The following is a 22240-nucleotide window of genomic DNA, read 5'->3' as shown; positions in this document are numbered from 1 at the left end:
GGGGTACGCCAAATGTTGCAACCTAAGCGTACGAAGTTCCGTAAGCAGATGACCGGCCACAACCGTGGTCTGGCACTGCGCGGTAGCAAAGTCAGCTTCGGCGAGTTCGCGCTGAAGTCTGTAGCTCGTGGTCGTCTCACCGCTCGTCAGATCGAGTCAGCGCGTCGTGCACTGACCCGTCACGTAAAACGTGGCGGCAAGATCTGGATCCGTGTATTCCCGGACAAGCCGATCTCCAAGAAGCCTCTCGAGGTTCGTATGGGTAAAGGTAAGGGTAACGTGGAGTACTGGGTTGCCCAGATTCAGCCAGGCAAAGTCCTGTATGAAATCGAGGGTGTTTCTGAAGAGCTGGCGCGTGAGGCTTTCGCCCTGGCTGCTGCAAAGCTGCCGCTCGCCACCTCCTTTGTTAAACGGACGGTGATGTGATGAAAGCGAATGAACTTCGTGAAAAATCCGCACAGCAGCTGAACGAGCAACTGCTCGGCTTGCTGCGCGACCAGTTCAATCTGCGTATGCAGAAAGCAACTGGCCAGTTGGGGCAGTCTCATCTGCTCTCGCAAGTTAAGCGTGACATCGCTCGCGTGAAGACTGTGCTCAACCAGCAGGCAGGTAAGTGATCATGGCTGAAGCCGAAAAAACTGTCCGTACGCTGACTGGCCGTGTTGTCAGCGACAAGATGGACAAAACCATCACCGTTCTGATCGAGCGTCGCGTTAAGCACCCGATCTACGGTAAATACGTTAAGCGTTCGACTAAGCTGCACGCGCACGACGAAACCAATCAGTGCCACATCGGCGACAAAGTCACTATTCGTGAAACTCGTCCGATGGCCAAGACCAAGTCTTGGGCGCTGGTTGATGTTCTCGAACGCGCTGTGGAAGTCTAAGGGCTAGGGGTCGGAGAAATTATATGATTCAGACTCAATCCATGCTCGATGTGGCCGATAACAGCGGCGCTCGCCGTGTTATGTGCATCAAGGTGCTGGGTGGCTCCCATCGTCGTTACGCTGGTATCGGTGACATCATCAAAGTTACCGTGAAGGAAGCAATTCCTCGCGGTAAGGTGAAAAAAGGCCAAGTGATGACTGCTGTTGTAGTCCGCACTCGTCACGGCGTACGTCGTGCTGATGGCTCCATTATCCGCTTTGATGGCAACGCTGCTGTTCTTCTGAACAACAAGCAAGAGCCGATCGGCACCCGTATCTTTGGGCCAGTGACCCGTGAACTTCGTACTGAGAAGTTCATGAAGATCGTCTCGCTCGCCCCAGAAGTGCTGTAAGGAGATCCGACATGCAAAAGATTCGTCGTGACGACGAGATCATCGTGATCGCCGGCAAAGACAAAGGTAAGCGCGGTAAGGTGCTGAAGGTTCTTGCTGACAACCGTCTGGTTGTTGGTGGTCTGAACCTGGTCAAGCGTCATACCAAGCCTAACCCGATGTCGGGCGTACAGGGCGGTATCGTCGAGAAAGAAGCGCCACTGCACGCTTCCAACGTCGCCATCTTCAACGGCGAAACCAACAAGGCTGACCGCGTTGGTTTCAAAGTAGAAGACGGTAAGAAAATTCGTGTCTTCAAGTCGACCCAAAAAGCGGTTGATGCTTGAACACTGCTAGGTAGAAGACCATGGCACGACTAAAAGAGATTTACCGGAAGGAAATCGCTCCGAAACTTAAGGAAGAACTTAAGCTTTCGAACGTGATGGAAGTTCCGCGCGTTACCAAGATCACCCTGAACATGGGTCTGGGCGAAGCGATCGGCGACAAAAAAGTCATCGAGCACGCTGTTGCTGACCTGGAAAAGATCACCGGCCAGAAAGTCGTTGTGACCTACGCTCGCAAATCCATCGCTGGCTTTAAAGTCCGTGAAGGTTGGCCGATCGGCGTCAAAGTGACCCTGCGCCGTGAGCGTATGTACGAGTTCCTGGATCGTCTGCTGTCGATCTCCCTGCCTCGGGTTCGCGACTTCCGCGGCCTGAATGCCAAGTCCTTTGATGGTCGTGGCAACTACAGCATGGGCGTGAAAGAGCAGATCATTTTCCCGGAAATCGACTACGACAAGATCGATGCTCTCCGCGGTCTGGACATTACCCTGACCACCACTGCTAAGAACGATGACGAAGGCCGCGCTCTGCTGCGTGCTTTCAAATTCCCGTTCCGCAACTGATTGGAGTAGGAAAATGGCCAAGAAGAGCATGAAAAACCGTGAGCTGAAGCGTCAGCTCACCGTTGCTAAATACGCCGTCAAGCGTGCAGCGCTGAAAGCTATCATCGTCGATCTGAACGCAAGTCCAGAAGCGCGTTGGGAAGCTACCGTAGCTCTGCAGAAGCAACCGCGTGACGCAAGCGCCTCGCGCATGCGTAACCGTTGCCGTCTGACCGGTCGTCCGCACGGCGTTTACCGCAAGTTCGGCCTCGGCCGTAACAAACTGCGTGAAGCGGCAATGCGTGGTGACGTACCAGGCCTGGTTAAAGCCAGCTGGTAATTGCTGTCAAAGCCTTGATGGTCGGGGTCGCAAGAACCTGACCATCGGTGGCCTTGAACTTGAATCAAGCCCCTTTTGGGGCTTGATTCATTTCTGGGGTGTGTCTAGAATGACCGGCTCGCCTGAGCCCGTGTTTTTTACGCCCGGAATTCCTCGGCGACAAGTAGTAGCCGCAAGGCTAATTTTTCTGTATTAGGAGCGTCTAGCCCATGAGTATGCAGGACCCGTTAGCGGACATGCTAACTCGAATCCGTAATGCCCAGATGGCTGAAAAGTCCGTCGTAAGCATGCCGTCTTCCACGTTGAAGGTGGCTGTAGCAAAAGTCCTGAAGGACGAAGGTTACATCGCGGGTTATCAGATCAGCAGCGAAACCAAGCCGCTGCTGTCCATCGAGCTGAAATACTTCGAAGGCCGTCCGGTCATCGAAGAAGTGAAGCGCGTTAGCCGTCCAGGCCTGCGTCAGTACAAGTCCGTCGAAGATCTGCCAAAGGTACGTGGTGGTCTCGGTGTGTCTATCGTCTCCACCAACAAAGGTGTGATGACTGATCGTGCTGCGCGCGCTGCCGGTGTCGGCGGCGAAGTTCTTTGCACTGTGTTCTAAGGGGGGATAAGCATGTCTCGCGTCGCTAAGAACCCCGTTAAGCTGCCAGCCGGTGTCGAAGTAAAATTCGCAGGCCAACAGCTTTCGGTGAAGGGTGCCAAGGGTACTCTTGAACTGAACGTCCATTCGTCCGTTGAAGTCGTTGAAGAAGCTGGTGAGCTGCGTTTTGCTGCTCGCAATGGCGATCAACAGACTCGCGCAATGGCCGGTACCACTCGTGCGTTGGTAAACAACATGGTCCAGGGCGTAAGCCAAGGCTTCGAGCGCAAGCTCCAGCTGGTCGGTGTTGGTTACAAAGCGCAAGCAAAAGGTCAGGTGCTGAACCTGGCTCTTGGCTTCTCGCACCCAGTGGATTACGAACTGCCGGAAGGCATCACCGCTGAGACTCCTAGCCAGACCGATATCCTGATCAAGGGCATCGACAAGCAGCTGGTAGGTCAAGTGGCCGCCGAGATCCGCGACTTCCGTCCACCAGAGCCGTACAAAGGCAAAGGTGTGCGCTACGCGGACGAAGTCGTCCGTCGTAAAGAAGCCAAGAAGAAGTAGGGCATAGCAAATGACCGACAAAAAAGTTACTCGACTGCGTCGCGCTCGCAAAGCACGCCTGAAAATGCACGAACTCGAAGTCGTGCGTCTCTGCGTGTTCCGCTCTTCGCAGCACATCTACGCCCAGGTCATTTCGGCCGACGGCAACAAAGTCCTGGCAAGCGCCTCGACTTTGGATAAAGAACTGCGTGATGGCGCCACTGGCAACATCGACGCGGCCACTAAGGTTGGCCAGCTGGTCGCTACGCGTGCTAAGGCCGCTGGCGTCTCGCAGGTGGCTTTCGACCGCTCTGGCTTCAAGTACCATGGCCGCGTGAAAGCGCTGGCTGATGCTGCTCGTGAAGCTGGGCTGGAGTTCTAAGTTATGTCAAATAACGACCAAAAGCGCGACGAAGGCTACATCGAGAAGCTGGTTCAAGTTAACCGCGTAGCCAAAACCGTTAAAGGCGGCCGTATCTTCACTTTCACCGCGTTGACCGTGGTTGGTGATGGTAAAGGGCGTGTTGGCTTCGGCCGTGGCAAGTCGCGTGAAGTGCCTGCTGCGATCCAGAAGGCAATGGAAGCTGCTCGCCGCAACATGATCCAGGTTGATCTGAACGGCACCACTCTGCAGTACGCAATGAAGTCCGCCCATGGCGCTTCGAAGGTGTACATGCAGCCTGCTTCTGAAGGTACCGGTATCATCGCTGGCGGCGCTATGCGTGCTGTCCTCGAAGTTGCTGGCGTTCAGAACGTTCTGGCCAAGTGCTACGGCTCGACTAACCCTGTAAACGTGGTTCACGCCACTTTCAAGGGTCTGAAGGCTATGCAATCTCCTGAGTCCATCGCTGCCAAGCGTGGCCTGTCTGTATCGGAGATCAAGTAATCATGGCTACCGTTAAAGTTACGCTGATCAAAAGCATGACCGGCCGCATCCCTAACCACAAACTGTGCGTTAAGGGTCTGGGTCTGCGTCGCATCGGTCACACTGTAGAAGTCCAGGATACTCCCGAGAATCGCGGGATGATCAACAAGGCTTACTACATGCTGCGTGTCGAGGGTTAATCGATGAAACTCAATGATCTGAGTCCAGCGCCGGGTTCCCGTCGCGAAAAGCATCGTCCGGGCCGTGGTATCGGTAGTGGTTTGGGTAAGACTGGTGGCCGTGGTCACAAAGGTCAGACTTCCCGCTCCGGTGGCACCATTGCTCCAGGCTTTGAAGGCGGTCAACAGCCGCTGCATCGTCGCCTGCCGAAGTTCGGTTTCGTTTCCCTGAAAGCCATGGACCGCGCAGAAGTGCGTCTGTCCGAGCTGGCTAAAGTGGAAGGCGATATCGTCACCGTGCAGTCCCTGAAAGATGCCAACGTGATCAACGTCAACGTACAGCGTGTGAAAATCATGCTGTCCGGTGAAGTGACTCGCGCTGTCACTATCGGCAAGGGAATCGGCGCCACCAAAGGTGCGCGTGCGGCTATCGAAGCAGCTGGCGGCAAGTTCGAGGAATAAATGGCTAAGCAAGGTGCTCTCTCTGCGCTCGGCAAAGGCGGTATGTCTGAACTTTGGGCTCGTCTGCGTTTTCTGTTCCTGGCGATTATCGTCTACCGAATAGGCGCACACATCCCGGTTCCAGGTATCAACCCGGACCGACTCGCAGACCTGTTTCGACAGAATGAGGGGACCATTCTTAGCTTGTTCAACATGTTTTCCGGCGGCGCGCTGGAGCGGATGAGCATCTTTGCACTGGGGATCATGCCGTATATTTCGGCATCGATCATCATGCAACTGATGACCGCCGTCAGCCCGCAGCTGGAGCAGTTGAAGAAGGAAGGTGAAGCTGGCCGTCGCAAGATCAGCCAGTACACCCGCTACGGCACCGTCGTCCTCGCTCTCGTTCAGGCCATTGGCATGTCCATTGGTCTGGCAGGGCAGGGCGTTGCGTTCACTGGTGACTTTGGCTTCCATTTCGTCGCGGTCTCCACGTTTGTGGCTGGCGCGATGTTCATGATGTGGCTGGGTGAGCAGATTACTGAGCGTGGTGTAGGCAACGGTATCTCGATGTTGATTTTTTCGGGTATCGTCGCCGGTCTTCCGAGAGCAATCGGGCAGTCTTTTGAGTCTGCGCGTCAGGGCGATATCAACATCTTCGCCTTGGTTGCCATCGGTTTGCTGGCAGTAGCGATTATCGGTTTCGTGGTGTTCATTGAGCGTGGTCAGCGTCGTATCGCTGTTCACTACGCCAAGCGTCAGCAGGGCCGCAAGGTTTTTGCTGCGCAGACAAGCCACTTGCCGCTGAAGGTGAACATGGCCGGTGTTATTCCGGCTATTTTCGCGAGCAGCATTTTGCTGTTCCCGGCTTCGTTGGGTGCCTGGTTTGGTCAGTCTGAAGGTATGGGCTGGTTGCAGGACATCTCGCAGTCGATCGCTCCTGGTCAGCCGTTGAATATTCTGCTGTTTAGTGCAGGGATTATTTTCTTCTGCTTCTTCTATACGGCGTTGATGTTCAATCCGAAAGACGTAGCGGAAAACCTGAAGAAGTCCGGTGCCTTTATTCCGGGCATCCGTCCAGGTGAGCAGTCCGCACGCTATATTGATGGCGTTCTGACTCGCTTGACCATGTTCGGTGCTCTTTACATGACGGCCGTGTGCTTGTTGCCCCAGTTCCTGGTGGTTGCAGCAAACGTTCCGTTCTACCTTGGCGGGACCTCGTTGCTGATCGTGGTCGTGGTTGTGATGGACTTCATGTCCCAAGTACAATCGCACCTCGTTTCGCACCAGTACGAATCCCTGATGAAGAAAGCCAACCTGAAGGGTTACGGCAGCGGCATGTTGCGCTGAGTACCCATAAGGTTCGAGGAGTTGGTGATGAAAGTTCGTGCATCGGTGAAAAAGCTGTGCCGTAACTGCAAGATTATTCGCCGCGAAGGTGTTGTTCGAGTAATTTGCAGCGCGGAACCGCGTCACAAACAGCGCCAAGGCTGAGTGTGATTGTGCTTCAAGCCCGGTAGCTAGTGCGCTACCGGGTTGATTATTTGTTATTACAGCGATATTATCTCGCGCCCTATTTCTTGGCTTCCGGGGCGTAGGTAGCTGTCAATTGGAGTCCCACTGAATGGCCCGTATTGCAGGCGTTAACATTCCAGATAACAAGCATACTGTTATCTCGCTGACCTACATCTATGGTGTTGGTCGCACTACTGCACAGAAGATCTGTGCAGAGACTGGGGTAAACCCAGCCGCAAAGATCAAGGATCTGAGCGACGAGCAGATTGAACAGCTGCGTGGCGAAGTGGCGAAGTTCACCACTGAAGGTGACCTGCGTCGCGAAATCAACATGAAAATCAAGCGCTTGATGGACCTCGGTTGCTATCGCGGTCTGCGTCATCGTCGTGGTCTGCCAGTACGCGGTCAGCGTACCAAGACCAACGCGCGTACCCGTAAAGGTCCGCGTAAGCCGATCCGCAAGTAATCGCCCCAGCGAATCGACAGGAATTTAATCATGGCAAAACCTGCTGCTCGTCCTCGTAAAAAAGTTAAAAAGACAGTGGTTGATGGCATCGCCCACATCCATGCCTCTTTTAACAACACCATCGTGACCATCACCGACCGTCAAGGTAACGCTCTTTCCTGGGCTACCTCCGGTGGTTCGGGTTTCCGCGGTTCCCGCAAGTCCACCCCGTTCGCTGCTCAAGTAGCTGCTGAGCGTGCTGGTCAAGCTGCGCTGGAATACGGCCTGAAAAACCTCGACGTGAATGTCAAGGGCCCAGGTCCAGGTCGTGAATCCGCAGTCCGCGCTTTGAACGGCTGTGGCTACAAGATCGCCAGCATCACCGACGTGACGCCAATCCCGCACAACGGGTGCCGTCCGCCGAAGAAGCGCCGCGTGTAATCCAGGAGATTGTAAAGAATGGCTCGTTACATTGGTCCAAAATGCAAACTCGCTCGTCGCGAAGGCACCGATCTCTTCCTGAAGAGCGGCGTGCGCGCGATCGAATCGAAGTGCAACATTGAAGCAGCACCTGGTATCCACGGCCAACGCCGCGGTCGCCAGTCCGATTACGGCACCCAACTGCGCGAAAAGCAGAAGGTCCGTCGTATTTACGGCGTTCTCGAGCGTCAGTTCAGCGGCTACTACAAAGCTGCTGCCAGCAAGAAAGGTGCAACTGGTGAAAACCTGCTGCAACTGCTCGAATGCCGTCTGGACAACGTTGTATACCGTATGGGCTTCGGTTCGACTCGTGCCGAATCCCGTCAGCTGGTATCGCACAAGTCGATCAGCGTTAACGGCCAGACCGTAAACGTTCCGTCCTACCAGGTTCGTGCTGGTGACGTGGTTGCTGTTCGCGAGAAGGCAAAGAACCAACTTCGCATTGTCCAAGCTCTCGAGCTGTGCGCCCAACGTGGTCGCGTAGAATGGGTAGAGGTAGATGCTGAGAAGAAGTCGGGCGTTTTCAAGAACGTTCCTGCTCGCAGTGATCTGTCCGCCGACATCAACGAAAGCCTGATTGTCGAGCTCTACTCCAAGTAAGTAAGGGCTAGAAAATAGGTGCATCCATGCAGATTTCGGTAAATGAGTTCCTGACACCCCGCCACATTGATGTGCAGGTTGTCAGTCCAACCCGCGCCAAGATCACTCTCGAGCCTCTCGAGCGTGGTTTTGGCCACACCCTGGGCAACGCGCTGCGCCGCATCCTGTTGTCCTCAATGCCCGGCTGCGCAGTAGTCGAGGCCGAGATTGACGGTGTGCTCCACGAGTACAGCGCCATCGAAGGTGTACAGGAAGACGTAATTGAAATCCTGTTGAACCTTAAAGGTCTGGCCATCAAGCTGCACGGTCGTGACGAAGTTACGCTGACCTTGTCGAAGAAGGGTTCGGGGGTGGTTACCGCTGCCGATATTCAGCTGGATCATGATGTCGAGATCGTTAATCCCGATCACGTAATCGCTAACCTGGCGTCTAACGGCGCCCTGAACATGAAGCTCACTGTAGCTCGTGGTCGTGGTTATGAACCAGCCGACTCGCGTCAGAGCGATGAAGACGAAAGCCGCAGCATCGGTCGCTTGCAGCTTGACTCTTCGTTCAGCCCGGTTCGCCGTATCGCATACGTGGTGGAAAACGCCCGTGTCGAGCAGCGTACCAACCTGGACAAGCTGGTTATTGATCTGGAAACCAACGGTACCCTGGATCCTGAAGAGGCTATCCGCCGCGCTGCAACCATCCTGCAACAGCAGTTGGCTGCGTTCGTCGACCTCAAAGGTGACAGTGAGCCAGTGGTTGTCGAGCAGGAAGACGAGATCGATCCGATCCTGCTTCGCCCGGTTGACGATCTGGAACTGACTGTACGTTCGGCTAACTGCCTTAAGGCGGAAAACATCTACTACATCGGCGACCTGATTCAGCGTACCGAAGTAGAGCTGTTGAAGACTCCGAACCTGGGCAAGAAATCCTTGACTGAAATCAAGGACGTTCTGGCCTCCCGCGGTCTGTCCCTCGGCATGCGCCTCGACAACTGGCCGCCTGCAAGTCTTAAGAAGGACGACAAGGCGACTGCCTGATCGTCGTAATCACCGAACGTAGTGTTTGGTAAGGAATGAACCATGCGTCATCGTAAAAGTGGGCGTCACCTGAGCCGCACCAGCTCGCACCGCAAGGCCATGTTCCAAAACATGGCGGTGTCGCTGTTCGAGCACGAGCTGATCAAAACTACTCTGCCAAAAGCCAAAGAACTGCGCCGCGTTGCCGAGCCGCTGATCACTCTGGCCAAGACAGACAGCGTTGCTAACCGTCGTCTGGCTTTCGACCGTACTCGTTCGAAAGCTATCGTTGGTAAGCTCTTCAACGACCTGGGCAAGCGTTACGCTACCCGTGAGGGTGGCTACCTGCGCATCCTCAAGTGCGGTTTCCGCGCTGGCGACAACGCGCCTATGGCGTACGTCGAACTGGTTGATCGTGCTGTCGGCGGTGAAGCTGTATCCGCTGAGTAAGACGTCAGTCTTAAACAAGGAACCGGGCCTAGTGCCCGGTTTTTTGTGCCTGTAAGAAATGCGCTGTTCGTACAAGCTTCTACCCTGTTTGGGTCTGCACTATGTGCGGGGATTCGGTGTTAGTTTTTCTCTATTGATGACCATAAGTTAATGAATTTGTGGCTGTCATACTGATGATCGATACTCCCCAACAAGCCGATTAGCCGGCAGTTCAAGACCGATAGAGGATGAAGATCGCATGAGCCAGAACAAGACGCTTACGACCGCCAGTGGCGCACCTGTCGCCGATAACCAGAACTCTCGCTCCGCTGGCCCTCGTGGCCCGTTGCTGCTCGATGACTTCCACTTGATCGAGAAGCTTGCCCACTTCAACCGGGAAAACATTCCTGAGCGTCGTGTACACGCCAAGGGGTCGGGTGCCTACGGCACTTTCACCGTTACCCGTGACATTACTCAGTACACCAGCGCCAAACTGTTTTCTGCCGTCGGCAAGCAAACCCCGACATTCCTGCGCTTCTCCACCGTCGGTGGTGAGCGTGGCTCGGCTGACACCGAGCGCGATCCGCGTGGTTTCGCCCTCAAGTTCTATACCGAAGAAGGCAACTGGGACATCGTTGGCAACAACACCCCGGTGTTCTTCATCCGTGATCCACTGAAATTCCCTGACTTTATCCACACCCAGAAGCGACTGCCGCAAAGCAACCTGAAAAGCGCGCAGATGATGTGGGACTTCTGGTCGCATTCGCCTGAAGCGCTGCACCAGGTCACGATTCTGTTCTCTGATCGCGGTATTCCGGACGGATATCGCCATATGCACGGTTTCGGCAGCCACACCTACAGCCTGATCAGTGCTCAGGGCGAGCGTCACTGGGTGAAGTGGCACTACAAGACCAAGCAAGGGATCAAGAACCTTGCGCCGGCAGACGCTGCACGCCTGGCGGGCACTGATCCGGATTACGCACAGCGTGACCTGTTCGAAGCCATCGAGCGTGGTGACTTCCCGAAATGGAGCGTATGCATCCAGATCATGACCGAAGCCCAGGCCGCTGCGCACTATGAGAATCCGTTCGACGTGACCAAGACCTGGTCGCAAAAGGAGTTTCCACTGATCGAAGTGGGTGAACTGGAACTGAACCGTAACCCGCTCAACTACTTTGCCGAAGTCGAGCAAGCCGCGTTCGGCCCGAGCAACATGGTGCCTGGCGTAGGTCTGTCGCCAGATCGCATGCTGCAAGGTCGGGTATTCGCGTACGCCGATGCCCACCGCTACCGCGTAGGTACCAATCACCAGCAACTGCCAGTGAACGCCCCACGCAGCCCGGTGAATACTTACCAGCGCGACGGTTCGATGGCATTTGGCAGTAACGGTGGCGCAGCGCCGAACTATGAGCCGAACAGCTACGTAGAGTCGCCGAAACAAGCGCCGCACTATGCCGAGCCTGCACTGGCCCTGAACGGCGCGGCTGATCGCTACGATCACCGCGAAGACACCGACTACTACAGCCACGCTGGCGCGCTGTTCCGCTTGATGAGCGACGAACAGAAAGCGTTGCTGGTCAGCAACATCGCCGGGGCGATGGCGGGGGTGTCGAGTGACGTCGTCGATCGTCAGCTGCAGCATTTCTACAAGGCCGATCCGGCGTACGGAGAAGCAATCGCAAAGCTGCTCAACGTACAGCTTAACGAAGTCTAAACGAGAAGCAGAACCGCCCTCATTTGGGCGGTTTTTGCGTTATTTAGGCTGCTTTTCTCAGAATATCTTCGCTTTTATTGCGCGAAGTGAGTGACCTTCCAGTCAGGTTGGTTCAAACTACAGACTTTCAAGCAGGGAGATGTAGGGCGATGCAAGGCCACCCAGACGTTATCGATTACCTCAACACGTTGCTGACCGGCGAACTGGCCGCGCGTGACCAATATTTCGTTCACTCGCGGATGTATGAGGACTGGGGATTCACCAAGCTCTACGAACGAATCAACCACGAGATGGAAGAAGAGGCCGGTCACGCCGATGCGCTGATGCGCCGGATTCTGATGCTCGAAGGCACTCCGCGCATGCGCCCGGATGACCTGGATGTCGGTACCACGGTAGAGACCATGCTCGAAGCGGATCTGCGCCTTGAGTACAAGGTTCGTGCTGCACTGTGCAAAGGCATCGAGCTGTGTGAAAAGAATGGCGACTATGTAAGCCGCGATATCCTCAAGCTTCAGTTGCATGACACCGAAGAAGATCACACCTACTGGCTTGAGAAGCAGTTGGGCCTGATCAAACTGATCGGTATCCAGAACTACCTGCAGTCCCACGCGTCCTGATTGCAGCCGGTACAAAAAAGCCCCTGTCACTGATGAAGTGACAGGGGCTTTTTCATGCCCGGCGATCAGGCCCGATCGCGGATCAACAGCGGCTTGAGGTAATGCCCGGTGTGAGACTGCTTCATCTCGGCCACTTCCTCCGGCGTACCGGTGGCGATGATCTGGCCACCTTTCGAACCGCCCTCGGGGCCGAGATCCACCAGCCAGTCGGCGGTCTTGATCACGTCGAGGTTGTGCTCGATCACCACCACGGTGTTGCCGTGGTCGCGCAGGCGATGCAGTACGTCGAGCAGTTGCTGGATATCCGCGAAGTGCAGACCGGTGGTCGGCTCATCGAGGATGTACAGGGTTTTGCCGGTATCGCGCTTGGACAGTTCGCGGGACAACTTGACCCGCTGGGCCTCACCACCCGACAGCGTCGTGGCCGACTGCCCGAGCTTGATGTACGACAGGCCCACATCCATCAGCGTTTGCAGCTTGCGCGCCAGCGCCGGCACCGCGTCGAAGAACTCCCGCGCTTCCTCGATAGTCATCTCGAGGGTTTCGTGGATGCTCTTGCCCTTGTATTTGATCTCCAGGGTTTCGCGGTTGTAGCGCTTGCTCTTGCACACGTCACACGGAACGTAGATGTCCGGCAGGAAATGCATTTCCACCTTGATCAAACCGTCGCCCTGGCAGGCCTCGCAACGCCCGCCCTTGACGTTGAACGAGAAACGCCCCGGCCCGTAACCACGGGAGCGGGACTCGGGCACGCCGGCGAACAGTTCGCGAATCGGCGTGAACAGGCCGGTGTAGGTCGCCGGGTTGGAGCGCGGCGTGCGGCCGATCGGGCTCTGGTCGATGTCGACGACCTTGTCCAGATGTTCCAGGCCCTTGATGCTGTCGTGGGCTGCCGCTTCCAGGGTGGTCGCGCCATTGAGTGCCGTGGCGCTCAGCGGGAACAGCGTGTTGTTGATCAGCGTCGATTTGCCGGAGCCGGAGACGCCGGTCACGCAGGTCAGCAGGCCGATCGGGATTTCCAGGTCGACGTTGCGCAGGTTGTTACCCCGCGCGCCCTTGAGCGACAGCACCTGCTTCTTGTTGCGTGGCGTGCGCTTGGCCGGCACTTCGATCTTGACCCGGCCCGACAGGTATTTACCGGTCAACGAATCCGGGTGCGCCATGACTTCGGCCGGCGTGCCTTCGGCGACGATCTGTCCGCCATGAACACCGGCGCCCGGGCCGATATCCACTACGTAGTCGGCCAGTCGAATCGCATCTTCGTCGTGCTCGACCACAATCACCGTGTTGCCGATGTCGCGCAGGTGCTTGAGGGTGCCGAGCAGCCGATCGTTGTCGCGCTGGTGCAGACCAATCGACGGCTCATCGAGGATGTACAGAACACCCACCAGGCCCGCGCCGATCTGACTGGCCAGACGAATCCGCTGCGCCTCGCCGCCAGACAACGTATCGGCACTGCGATCCAGGGACAGATAGTCCAGGCCGACGTTGACCAGAAACTGCAGGCGCTCGCGGATTTCCTTGAGAATCTTGTCGGCGATTTCGCCACGGCGGCCGGTCATCTTCAGCGCGCCGAAGTAATCGCAGGCGTCGCCGATCGGCAGGTTGGTTACCGCCGGCAGGGTTTTCTCGCCGACCCACACGTGTCGCGCTTCGCGACGCAGGCGGGTACCACGGCAATCCGGGCACGACTGGGTGCTGAGGAACTTCGCCAGCTCTTCACGCACACTGGCCGATTCGGTTTCGCGGTAGCGGCGCTCAAGGTTCGGCACGATGCCTTCGAACGGGTGCGAGCGTTTGACGATGTCGCCCCGGTCGTTGAGGTATTTGAAATCGACGTTCTGCGAACCGCTGCCGTGCAGGATGAACTTCTGCTGATCGGCCGGCAGCTCGTTGAACGGCTGCTCCAGGCTGAAGCCGTAATGCGCGGCCAGTGATCCGAGCATCTGGAAGTAATAGACGTTGCGCCTGTCCCAGCCACGGATCGCGCCTTCGGCCAGGGTCAAATCACCGTTGACCAGTCGCTTGATGTCGAAAAACTGCTTCACCCCCAGACCGTCGCAGGTCGGGCAGGCGCCGGCCGGGTTGTTGAAGGAAAACAGCTTGGGTTCCAGCTCGCTGATTGCGTGGCCGCAGATCGGGCAGGCGAAGCGCGCGGAGAAGATCATCTCTTCGCCCGGCTCGTCGTCCATCGGCGCCACCAGGGCGATGCCGTCGGCCAGCTTCAGTGCGGTTTCGAAGGATTCCGCCAGACGCTGCTGCAGGTCGGCGCGTACCTTGAAACGGTCGACAACGACTTCAATCGTATGCTTCTTCTGTTTATCCAGTTTCGGCAGTTCGTCCAGCTCACAGAGCCGGCCGTTGACCCGGGCCCGGACGAAGCCCTGGGCACGCAGTTCTTCGAACACCGACAGGTGCTCGCCCTTGCGCTCGCGGATCACCGGCGCCAGCAGCATCAGCTTGCTGCCTTCCGGCTGGGCGAGTACCAGGTCGACCATCTGGCTTACAGTCTGCGCTTCCAGCGGAATGTCGTGATCCGGGCAGCGTGGCGTACCGACGCGGGCATAGAGCAGACGCAGGTAGTCGTAGATTTCGGTGATCGTGCCGACCGTGGAACGCGGGTTGTGCGAGGTCGACTTCTGTTCGATGGAGATCGCCGGCGACAGGCCTTCGATGGTGTCGACGTCGGGTTTTTCCATCATCGACAGGAACTGCCGGGCATAGGCCGACAGGGATTCGACATAGCGGCGCTGACCTTCGGCGTACAGCGTGTCGAAAGCCAGGGAAGACTTGCCGGATCCGGACAGGCCGGTGATGACGATCAGTTTGTCCCGTGGCAGGGTCAGGTCGATGTTCTTCAGGTTGTGGGTGCGGGCCCCACGAATCAGGATCTTGTCCAAAATGGCCTCGCTCGGCGGGCGTCGAAAACACAGGAGTATACGGCCAAATACTGGATGGATGCACACTATCAAGTGAAGGGTTTTTTGCCTTACATGAAGAGAGTTTCATCTGTACGCGTCAAAGCGTCGCGATATACCCCGTCTCTCGATGGGACTGGTAGAATCGCCGCCGGTTCACACGAGGTTTTTCCATGCACGATCCCCACAGCGAACGCATGAGTGGCAGCGAGACCCGCGCGGCGAGCGGTCTGGCCCTGGTGTTCGCCTTCCGTATGCTTGGCATGTTCATGGTGTTGCCGGTACTGGCGACCTACGGCATGGATCTGGCGGGAGCGACCCCGGCCCTGATCGGGCTGGCGATCGGCGCTTACGGCCTGACCCAGGCGATTTTCCAGATTCCGTTCGGGATCATTTCCGACCGCATCGGCCGGCGTCCGGTGATTTACCTGGGGCTGATCGTCTTCGCCCTCGGCAGTGTGCTGGCGGCTCAGGCCGATTCGATCTGGGGTGTGATCGCCGGGCGGATTCTGCAGGGCGCCGGGGCGATTTCTGCGGCGGTCATGGCCCTGCTCTCCGACCTGACCCGCGAACAGCACCGCACCAAAGCCATGGCCATGATCGGCATGACCATCGGCCTGTCGTTCGCCGTGGCCATGGTGGTCGGCCCGCTGCTGACCCGTGCGTTCGGCCTGTCCGGCCTGTTTCTCGCCACCGGCGGCATGGCCCTGGTCGGGATCGTGATCGTGATGTTCATGGTGCCGAAGTCCACCGGGCCGCTGAGTCATCGCGAGTCCGGCGTTGCACGCCAGGCGTTGATGCCGACGCTCAAGCACCCGGACCTGCTGCGGCTGGACCTGGGCATTTTTGTGTTACATGCGATGTTGATGTCGAGCTTCGTCGCACTGCCCCTGGCGCTGGTCGAAAAGGCCGGTCTGCCCAAGGAGCAGCACTGGTGGGTGTACCTCACCGCACTGCTGATTTCCTTCTTCGCCATGATTCCGTTCATCATCTACGGCGAGAAGAGACGCAAAATGAAACGAGTTCTGCTCGGCGCCGTGATGACGCTGATGCTGACTGAGCTATTCTTCTGGCAGTTCGGCGACAGCCTGCGGGCTCTGGTGATCGGGACGGTGGTGTTCTTCACCGCGTTCAATCTGCTGGAGGCATCGCTGCCGTCGCTGATCAGCAAGGTTTCACCGGCAGGTGGCAAGGGCACGGCCATGGGCGTGTACTCCACCAGTCAGTTCCTCGGTTCGGCACTCGGCGGTATTCTCGGCGGCTGGATGTTCCAGCATGGCGGTCTGTCGGTTGTGTTCCTCGGATGTGCCGGGCTGGCTGCACTTTGGCTGGCCTTTGCTGTTACCATGCGCGAACCTCCCTACGTGACGAGCCTGCGCCTGCCGTTGTCGCCCGAAGCGATCCGCGAAGCGGGTCTGGTCGAGCGTCTCAAGGCCCTCGTAGGGGTAACTGATGCAGTGATAGTCGCTGATGAAGCGGCGATCTACATCAAACTGGACACCGAATTAATGGATCGCACCACTCTCGAACGCCTGGTGAACAACCCGGCGCAGACTGCGTGCGAAGCCTAGGAGAACGTTATGGCCCGTGGGGTTAACAAAGTCATTCTGGTCGGTACTTGCGGCCAGGATCCCGAAGTACGCTACCTGCCCAACGGTAACGCCGTGACCAACCTGAGTCTGGCGACCAGCGAGCAGTGGACCGACAAGCAGACCGGTCAGAAGGTCGAGAAGACCGAGTGGCACCGCGTATCGATGTTCGGCAAGGTTGCCGAAATCGCCGGCGAATACCTGCGCAAAGGTTCGCAGGTCTACATCGAAGGCAAGCTGCAGACCCGTGAGTGGGAAAAAGACGGTATCAAGCGTTACACCACCGAGATCGTGGTCGACATGCAAGGCACCATGCAACTGCTCGGCGGCCGTCCACAACAAGGCGACCAACAAGGCGGTGGCAACAACTATCAGCAGCAGGCGCCACGCCAACAGGCTCCGCGTCCGCAGCAGTCGGCACCTCAGCAGCGTTCGGCCCCGGCTCCACAGCAGGCCGCACCGCAACCGGCTCCGGATTTCGACAGCTTCGATGACGACATTCCGTTCTGATTCGCTGCTGTATCTGCGCTAAATAAAAAAGGCCCGTCGCTGAACACGACGGGCCTTTTTCATGCGCGCAGGTTTTTTAATCAAGAATCAGATGTGGCAAAAACCGGCTCGAATCCTTGGTGATAAGACTGTTGTCTTCGCGCACGCCAATCCCCGCCGCCTGATCGCCGATCACCCAGGAGCCGATCAGCGTGTAGCTGTCGTCGAACTTCGGCAAAGGGGCAAATTCCTGCAGGATGAAGGGCGCATCGGTGTAGGGCCCATCCTCTTTGACGATCAAGCCTTCAGCGGTCTGCAACTCGATATTGGCGCCTTCCCGGGAGAAGTACGGTTTGCGCACCCAGCCCTTGGGCACCGCACTGCCCGGGTTCGGATCGAGGTGAGCAGCCAGCAGATTCGGGTGGCCTTTATGAAACTCCCATAGCAGGGGCAGGGCGCCCTTGTTGGATAGGATCGACTTCCACGCCGGTTCGAAAAACTGGGTGTCGCACTCGGCAATCGCCGCGCCGAACGGTTCGTGGAAGATGAACTCCCAGGCGTGCAGCTTGAACAGGTGCGGAATCCAGCGATCTTCGAGATCCACGAAACGACCGTCAGCGCTCAGGCCGATGTCTTCGATGTCGATGTGCCGCGATTCGATGCCGACCTTCTCTGCGATCAGCCGCAGATAATCCGTGGTGCCCTTGTCTTCGACCGAGTCTTTCATCGAGGCGAAGTAAAACGGCCGCGTGAGTTTCAGTTCGGCGAAGGCCTCGTGCAGCCGGGTGTCGATGCTGTTGAACTGGTCGGCATGGCGCGGCAGCATCCCGCGCTCGATGCATTGCTCCAGCCAGCCCCACTGAAACGCCGCCGCTTCATAAAGGCTGGTGGGCGTGTCGTAGTTGAGTTCGAGCAGTTTCGCCGGGCCGTTGCCGTTGTAGGAGAAGTCCATGCGCCCGTACAGATGTGGATGACCTTCCAGCCAGGACGTTCGGATCATGTCGTAGTACGACGCCGGAATGCTCAGGCGATCCAGCAGTTCTTCGCTGTGCACGACGCGGTCGACCAGGTCCATGCACATCTCGTGCAGTTCAGTGGTCGGATCCTCCAGGTCGTTTTCGATCTGTGCGAGCGTGAACTGGTAGTAGGCGCGCTCGTCCCAGTACGGCTCGTCGTCGATGGTGTGAAACAGAAAGCCGAGGCTTTCGGCGGTCTGCTTCCAGTCGTGGCGCTCGGCGCAGTGGATCTTCTTCATGGTCAGCTGCTCGAACGGCCCCAGCCGCCCCAACCACTGCGTGCGCTGGACTGGCTGCCGAAGCCGCCACGGGAGGTGGACGCAGCGACGTTGACCGGTTTGCGGTAATCGCTGTCGTAGTCCCGCTGGCTGCGGCTCGGCGCCGATTCGATGCGACGGTTCAGCGTGGAGGTGTCGTAGGTCTGGCGGGTATTGCGCTCACGATAAACCGGCCGCGAGTCGATCGCGCGGTTGTTGCTCATGGCATTGCCGATCAGCCATCCGGTGAGCCAGCCGTTGCCTGCACCGCTGGACGAGTGCGAAGTGCTCGTCTGATTGCTCTGCACGGCGGCCGCGTCGCCGGCGGGCATCTGGGCATTGGCGATCGCATCGAGGTTCTGCGCCGGCTCACCGTCCTGCGGCACTTTGAAGCCACCGAGTTTCGGTACGAAACGGCCGGCGGAATTTTTCTGACACCAGTCGGCGGCGAAGTCTGCGTCGCAGGCAGCCTTGTCGTCGTAGGCCGGGGAGATCCGCCGGTGTTCGGCCAGGGCTGCGACGTAGGCGTTCGAGCAGACATCCGGCGCCACTTCGGCGTCGACGCATTGTTCGACGCTCTGGAAGTTGCGTTGCTGCTCCTGGGCGGCCACTTCAGCGGAAATCGCCAGGGCTACCGAAGCGGCCAGCGACAGTTGAACGTACTTGCTTCGTTTCATCTCAGGCTTCCTGCCGATCAGTAGGACGGGGTCATGCACGCGGCGTTGAGCATGCCGACGCTGATCGCCACCGCCGCCACATAGATGCCGGCGGCGATTTCACCGTTAACGATGCGCTGGGACGTGCCCTTGAGCACCAGCCCGGTCGCCAGGAAAGCCAGCAATTGCACCGCGGCCGCGATCACCGCCCAGAGAACGAAGTCGAGGACGTTGATCGAATGAGCGATCACGTTGCTGGCCGGAATCGCGAAGCCGATGATTGCGCCGGACAGGGCAATGGCGGCGGCGCTGTTGCCAGCACGGATCAGCTCGAATTCCTTGTGCGGCGTGATACGGGTGTAGACGAACTGAAACAGCATGAACAGCAGCACGGCGCCGATCAGGTAGGCGACGAAACCGACCAGCGCGGCTTTGTTCAGGGAGATGGACAACGCTTCCAGCATGGAAAACTTCCTTTTAGATGGTGCTCAAATCAGTGGTGTACAGCGAGATGCCCAGCGAAGTGCTCAGGCTGACGGTGCCTTCTTCGTCCTGCTCGACGGAGAACAGCAAGAGCTCGCGGCGATCGGTCAGGCCGGTCTCCCGGGCGTAGAGCATCGAGTGATGGTTGATGGTGTACGACTCGTCGGGGTTGATCACCTGTTCGGTGAGCGGCACCAGTTCGGTCTGGCCGCGTTCGGTGCCCCATTCACGGGTGTATTCGACACCTTCGTGGCGATAGGTCGGCAGGCCGATCAGGCTGTTCGGCCCGGCCAGGCGCTGCAGTTCGGCGTCACTGTTGACCGTCACATAGCTGACGTAATTGAACAGCGTCACCGATTCGATCTGATCGTCGCCCGTGACATGGATCTGTACCCAGAATTCTTCATCGTTCAGGTAGTAGCGATGCAGTTTGTTCGACTGTCCGAGGTCGATCCAGCCGGCGCTCCAGATCGCCTGGGCGTCGGGAACCCGCACTGAAGTGCTGCCGTCGAGCAACAGGCCGAGAGTCGTGTCGAAGCGGATCGCCTTGCCCTGCGCCAGTCCGAGGGGGCCGCCGGTAGACCCGGACGCCGGCGCAGCCGACTGCCAGTTGCTGGTGCCGAGCAAATCTTTGAACCATCCCATGGGTACATTCCTTGAAGCGGGTGGAGGTATTCGGTGGCAAAAACGCCGCTAGTGTACCGGGCGCGCGGCGAACGAGCAGGCAAAAAAGAAGGGCACCCGGTGCCCTTCCTTACTCCCGCCGCCGTTACTGGGCGGACTTCTGCTTCAGACGCTCGAGGATGGCGTTGGCGCTGCCTTCGTTCGGCGTGATACCGGCTTCGCGCAGCTTGCGATCCAGGTCGTTGCCGGTCGACGCGTCGGCCAGCTCGTCGGCAGCGCTCAGCTCGGCAGCGCGTTGCTGCTGCTTGGCTTGCAGACGGTTCAGGGTGCCGACGGCGGTTTCCAGCTTGCCGTTGGCGCCGCCGCTGGCGATCGAAGCACTGACCTGAGCCTTTTGCACGCTGTCACGGGCCTTGGCCATGTCGACTTGCTGGCGCAGGCTCTTGATCCGCGCTTCGGCCTTGTTGATGTCCTTGCGCATGTTGTCGGCGTAGGTGCCGAATTCGTCGCTTTGTTTCTTCTCGACGCCCAGGTCGTTGGTCAGGGTCGAGATCGCTTCGGCCACTTCCAGTGCCAGGTCCTCGCGGCCGGCGTTCAGGGCGGAAACGGCCTTGGCTTCCAGGTCCCTGATCTTGGCTTCGTACTCGCTCACGCGATCGGCGGAGAGTTTGTGCTTGGCCATGATGGTGACCAGTTCGCGACGGGCGTTGGACAGCGCGCTGTCGGCGTCACGGATTTCCTGATCGAGGATGCGCAGGGCCTGTTGATCGGCGATCGCTTCGCCGACTTCGTTGGCGCCGCCGCGCAGCGCGGTGAACAACTTGCTCCAGATGGACTGAGTCATTGGATTTTCCCTGTTGATTACTTGAAGAAGTGTTCGAAGGCTTCGCTGGCGCGCTGCACGTTGTCGACCAGGGTTTTCACCTCGGTGACCACGTTGGTCAGGCTCGAGTCGGCACTCAGTGCACCGAACATGTTGTAGACGGTCTGGCCGTTGGGCATGGTCTCGATGCCGATCGACGACAGCGGGAACATTTCCCGGCTGCGCAGCACGGCGTCGTTGAACGCGCGCACGTCGGTGATCGAATCGATGTCCACCAGCACGGTGTCGACAATGATCTGCTGACCGGCGAGGGCGATGTGAATCGGCAGACCGCCGAATTCGTTCATTTCCAGCTTGAGGCTGGGTTCGGAGCTCTGGATCAGAGACAGCGTGATCTCTTGCGAAGCCACCTCGTCCAGCGCCTTGAAAGCGTTGTAGAGGCTATCGATGTTCCAGTTGTTGCCTGCGCTCATGTAATTCTCCGACATGAAAGAGCCAGCCAGAATCGGTTGGCGTAGCTGTTGCTCCATTTGCTTGAGCAAGCTTCGGTTTTCCGGAAGCACCCAAGTTTCGTGTTTCACATAACCGGCGGCAGCCAGGCCCGCGCGCATCTGCTTCATGTAGAAGCTCGACGGTTTTTTCGCGGACGGTGTCGAGCGCACTCCCTTTGGGCTCTCTGACTGGGTGGCAGGGGAGCGGCTTTTCATGGCGATGACTCCGTTATGAACATCTCACGCGTGAGCCACACTACAACCAAATCAAAATGCCATCAATGGCTCACGCGTGAGATTTTCTTGACCCACAAAAAAACGCCCGCAGCGAGGCGGGCGCAGGTATTTCCAGTTGTATCAGAGCAGAGCTCAGCGGCTGGCGGCGAGGAACTCGTCGGTGGACACCACGCTGGCGTAGGCAAACCCCAGCGCCGACATGAACGCCGCATGCACGTGGGCGGCGGGCACGGTCAGACCGTTGAATTCCAGGTCACGGCTGGCGCAGGCATCGTGGATCACCGTAACGGTGTAACCCAGATCGGCCGCCGCACGGGTGATGCCGTCGACGCACATGTGGCTCATGCTGCCGACCACCACCAGCTCGTTGATGCCTTGTTCGTCGAGGATCGATTGCAGCTCGGTTTCGCGGAACGAGTTGACGAAGTGCTTGAGCACCACCGGCTCATCGGCGCGGTTGAGCACTTTCGGATGCAGTTTCGCGCCTTCGGAGCCCGGGGTGAAAAACGGTGCCTCGGGCGAGGTGAATTCGTGGCGGATGTGCACCACCGAATCACCGGCTTCACGGAAGGCCGCGATCAGCCGGGCGGCGTTGTCGGCGGCGGCGTCGGCACCGACCAGCGGCCACTTGCCTTGGGGGAAGTAGTCGTTCTGGATATCGACTACGATGAGCGCTTGCTTGGCCATGGGTGTGTCCTCGAAGTGTGGGTTGGCGTGGGTTCAGTATTGGCGCTGGCCACGGTTTCGAGGATTGG

Annotated in this window: 32 protein-coding genes; 24 read left to right on the top strand and 8 right to left on the bottom strand. The window is 58.1% G+C overall.

Annotated elements, in window-relative coordinates; all coding sequences use genetic code 11:
* The first annotated feature begins 12 nt into the window (after positions 1 to 12).
* From rplP to bfr, 22 genes are all read left to right on the top strand, one after another.
* Entirely contained in the window at positions 13 to 426 is a 414-nt protein-coding gene (rplP, locus tag CAF80_RS25525; protein WP_003228729.1) for a 50S ribosomal protein L16, read from the top strand.
* Complete coding sequence (gene rpmC / locus CAF80_RS25520) at positions 426 to 617, top strand: 50S ribosomal protein L29 (RefSeq protein WP_002555481.1); 192 nt, start codon at positions 426 to 428, stop codon at positions 615 to 617. The genes rplP and rpmC overlap by 1 nt, the downstream gene beginning before the upstream one ends.
* 2 nt (positions 618 to 619) lie before the next feature.
* Positions 620 to 886 carry a 30S ribosomal protein S17 gene (rpsQ, locus tag CAF80_RS25515; protein ID WP_003194644.1) on the top strand — a complete coding sequence of 89 codons (267 nt, stop codon included), beginning with the start codon at positions 620 to 622 and terminating at the stop codon, positions 884 to 886.
* A 23-nt stretch (positions 887 to 909) separates the two neighbouring features.
* Entirely contained in the window at positions 910 to 1278 is a 369-nt protein-coding gene (gene rplN, locus CAF80_RS25510; protein WP_002555479.1) for a 50S ribosomal protein L14, read from the top strand.
* 11 nt (positions 1279 to 1289) lie between these two features.
* Positions 1290 to 1604, top strand: a complete 315-nt coding sequence (rplX, locus tag CAF80_RS25505) for a 50S ribosomal protein L24 (RefSeq protein ID WP_003186046.1) — start codon at positions 1290 to 1292, stop codon at positions 1602 to 1604.
* 20 nt (positions 1605 to 1624) lie between these two features.
* Positions 1625 to 2164, top strand: coding sequence for a 50S ribosomal protein L5 (gene rplE, locus CAF80_RS25500; protein WP_003210069.1), 540 nt, complete (start codon positions 1625 to 1627; stop codon positions 2162 to 2164).
* 13 nt (positions 2165 to 2177) lie between these two features.
* On the top strand, positions 2178 to 2483 hold the full coding sequence (rpsN, locus tag CAF80_RS25495) for a 30S ribosomal protein S14 (protein ID WP_007955639.1): 306 nt from the start codon (positions 2178 to 2180) through the stop codon (positions 2481 to 2483).
* Between the two features lie 209 nt (positions 2484 to 2692).
* Positions 2693 to 3085 (top strand): 30S ribosomal protein S8, encoded by a 393-nt coding sequence (gene rpsH, locus CAF80_RS25490; protein ID WP_003228724.1) that lies wholly within the window; start codon positions 2693 to 2695, stop codon positions 3083 to 3085.
* 12 nt (positions 3086 to 3097) lie between these two features.
* Complete coding sequence (gene rplF, locus CAF80_RS25485) at positions 3098 to 3631, top strand: 50S ribosomal protein L6 (protein ID WP_011336170.1); 534 nt, start codon at positions 3098 to 3100, stop codon at positions 3629 to 3631.
* Between the two features lie 10 nt (positions 3632 to 3641).
* The gene (rplR, locus tag CAF80_RS25480) at positions 3642 to 3992 is read left to right on the top strand and encodes a 50S ribosomal protein L18 (protein ID WP_003186037.1); all 351 of its coding nucleotides are present in this window, start codon (positions 3642 to 3644) and stop codon (positions 3990 to 3992) included.
* Between the two features lie 3 nt (positions 3993 to 3995).
* Positions 3996 to 4496 carry a 30S ribosomal protein S5 gene (gene rpsE, locus CAF80_RS25475; protein ID WP_039771985.1) on the top strand — a complete coding sequence of 167 codons (501 nt, stop codon included), beginning with the start codon at positions 3996 to 3998 and terminating at the stop codon, positions 4494 to 4496.
* Between the two features lie 2 nt (positions 4497 to 4498).
* On the top strand, positions 4499 to 4675 hold the full coding sequence (gene rpmD, locus CAF80_RS25470) for a 50S ribosomal protein L30 (protein ID WP_003176408.1): 177 nt from the start codon (positions 4499 to 4501) through the stop codon (positions 4673 to 4675).
* Positions 4676 to 4678: 3 nt separating this feature from the next.
* A complete protein-coding gene (gene rplO / locus CAF80_RS25465; RefSeq protein WP_003228720.1) occupies positions 4679 to 5116 on the top strand; it encodes a 50S ribosomal protein L15 in 438 nt (145 codons plus the stop codon).
* Positions 5117 to 6445 carry a preprotein translocase subunit SecY gene (secY, locus tag CAF80_RS25460; protein ID WP_003228718.1) on the top strand — a complete coding sequence of 443 codons (1329 nt, stop codon included), beginning with the start codon at positions 5117 to 5119 and terminating at the stop codon, positions 6443 to 6445.
* A gap of 27 nt (positions 6446 to 6472) precedes the next feature.
* A complete protein-coding gene (gene rpmJ / locus CAF80_RS25455; RefSeq protein WP_002555468.1) occupies positions 6473 to 6589 on the top strand; it encodes a 50S ribosomal protein L36 in 117 nt (38 codons plus the stop codon).
* A gap of 130 nt (positions 6590 to 6719) precedes the next feature.
* The gene (rpsM, locus tag CAF80_RS25450) at positions 6720 to 7076 is read left to right on the top strand and encodes a 30S ribosomal protein S13 (protein WP_009045849.1); all 357 of its coding nucleotides are present in this window, start codon (positions 6720 to 6722) and stop codon (positions 7074 to 7076) included.
* A gap of 30 nt (positions 7077 to 7106) precedes the next feature.
* The gene (gene rpsK / locus CAF80_RS25445) at positions 7107 to 7496 is read left to right on the top strand and encodes a 30S ribosomal protein S11 (protein WP_002555466.1); all 390 of its coding nucleotides are present in this window, start codon (positions 7107 to 7109) and stop codon (positions 7494 to 7496) included.
* Positions 7497 to 7514: 18 nt separating this feature from the next.
* Entirely contained in the window at positions 7515 to 8135 is a 621-nt protein-coding gene (gene rpsD / locus CAF80_RS25440; protein ID WP_011336168.1) for a 30S ribosomal protein S4, read from the top strand.
* A gap of 26 nt (positions 8136 to 8161) precedes the next feature.
* On the top strand, positions 8162 to 9163 hold the full coding sequence (rpoA, locus tag CAF80_RS25435) for a DNA-directed RNA polymerase subunit alpha (protein ID WP_003186012.1): 1002 nt from the start codon (positions 8162 to 8164) through the stop codon (positions 9161 to 9163).
* 42 nt (positions 9164 to 9205) lie between these two features.
* Positions 9206 to 9592 (top strand): 50S ribosomal protein L17, encoded by a 387-nt coding sequence (rplQ, locus tag CAF80_RS25430; RefSeq protein WP_007955635.1) that lies wholly within the window; start codon positions 9206 to 9208, stop codon positions 9590 to 9592.
* Positions 9593 to 9830: 238 nt separating this feature from the next.
* Positions 9831 to 11285 carry a catalase gene (locus CAF80_RS25425; protein WP_074691683.1) on the top strand — a complete coding sequence of 485 codons (1455 nt, stop codon included), beginning with the start codon at positions 9831 to 9833 and terminating at the stop codon, positions 11283 to 11285.
* A 149-nt stretch (positions 11286 to 11434) separates the two neighbouring features.
* The gene (gene bfr / locus CAF80_RS25420; protein ID WP_007955633.1) at positions 11435 to 11902 is read left to right on the top strand and encodes a bacterioferritin; all 468 of its coding nucleotides are present in this window, start codon (positions 11435 to 11437) and stop codon (positions 11900 to 11902) included.
* Between the two features lie 65 nt (positions 11903 to 11967).
* On the opposite strand, the gene uvrA is transcribed toward bfr, so the two are convergent.
* The gene (gene uvrA, locus CAF80_RS25415; protein WP_074691680.1) at positions 11968 to 14802 is read right to left on the bottom strand and encodes an excinuclease ABC subunit UvrA; all 2835 of its coding nucleotides are present in this window, start codon (positions 14800 to 14802) and stop codon (positions 11968 to 11970) included.
* A gap of 191 nt (positions 14803 to 14993) precedes the next feature.
* On the opposite strand from uvrA, the gene CAF80_RS25410 reads away from it, so the two are divergent.
* Positions 14994 to 16391: an MFS transporter gene (locus CAF80_RS25410; protein ID WP_039771979.1), complete on the top strand. Its 1398-nt coding sequence runs from the start codon at positions 14994 to 14996 to the stop codon at positions 16389 to 16391.
* Positions 16392 to 16400: 9 nt separating this feature from the next.
* Positions 16401 to 16919, top strand: a complete 519-nt coding sequence (locus tag CAF80_RS25405; protein WP_003228709.1) for a single-stranded DNA-binding protein — start codon at positions 16401 to 16403, stop codon at positions 16917 to 16919.
* A 76-nt stretch (positions 16920 to 16995) separates the two neighbouring features.
* On the opposite strand, the gene CAF80_RS25400 is transcribed toward CAF80_RS25405, so the two are convergent.
* From CAF80_RS25400 to CAF80_RS25370, 7 genes are all read right to left on the bottom strand, one after another.
* Entirely contained in the window at positions 16996 to 18153 is a 1158-nt protein-coding gene (locus CAF80_RS25400) for a glutathionylspermidine synthase family protein (protein WP_085668111.1), read from the bottom strand.
* Between the two features lie 2 nt (positions 18154 to 18155).
* A complete protein-coding gene (locus CAF80_RS25395) occupies positions 18156 to 18848 on the bottom strand; it encodes a DUF1190 domain-containing protein (RefSeq protein ID WP_011336163.1) in 693 nt (230 codons plus the stop codon).
* A 17-nt stretch (positions 18849 to 18865) separates the two neighbouring features.
* Positions 18866 to 19291 (bottom strand): DUF350 domain-containing protein, encoded by a 426-nt coding sequence (locus CAF80_RS25390; protein WP_064599775.1) that lies wholly within the window; start codon positions 19289 to 19291, stop codon positions 18866 to 18868.
* A gap of 13 nt (positions 19292 to 19304) precedes the next feature.
* A complete protein-coding gene (locus tag CAF80_RS25385) occupies positions 19305 to 19955 on the bottom strand; it encodes a DUF2491 family protein (protein WP_085668110.1) in 651 nt (216 codons plus the stop codon).
* A gap of 124 nt (positions 19956 to 20079) precedes the next feature.
* A complete protein-coding gene (locus tag CAF80_RS25380; RefSeq protein ID WP_064599771.1) occupies positions 20080 to 20778 on the bottom strand; it encodes a PspA/IM30 family protein in 699 nt (232 codons plus the stop codon).
* A gap of 17 nt (positions 20779 to 20795) precedes the next feature.
* Complete coding sequence (locus tag CAF80_RS25375) at positions 20796 to 21464, bottom strand: YjfI family protein (protein ID WP_039771966.1); 669 nt, start codon at positions 21462 to 21464, stop codon at positions 20796 to 20798.
* A 153-nt stretch (positions 21465 to 21617) separates the two neighbouring features.
* Entirely contained in the window at positions 21618 to 22172 is a 555-nt protein-coding gene (locus CAF80_RS25370; RefSeq protein ID WP_085668109.1) for a cysteine hydrolase family protein, read from the bottom strand.
* Positions 22173 to 22240: the final 68 nt, after the last annotated feature.

Source organism: Pseudomonas sp. B34(2017), assembly GCF_002112915.1.
Taxonomy (GTDB): domain Bacteria; phylum Pseudomonadota; class Gammaproteobacteria; order Pseudomonadales; family Pseudomonadaceae; genus Aquipseudomonas; species Aquipseudomonas pharyngis.
The sequence above is the reverse complement of the archived record's forward strand: the minus strand, read 5'-3'. Positions and strand labels throughout refer to the sequence as shown.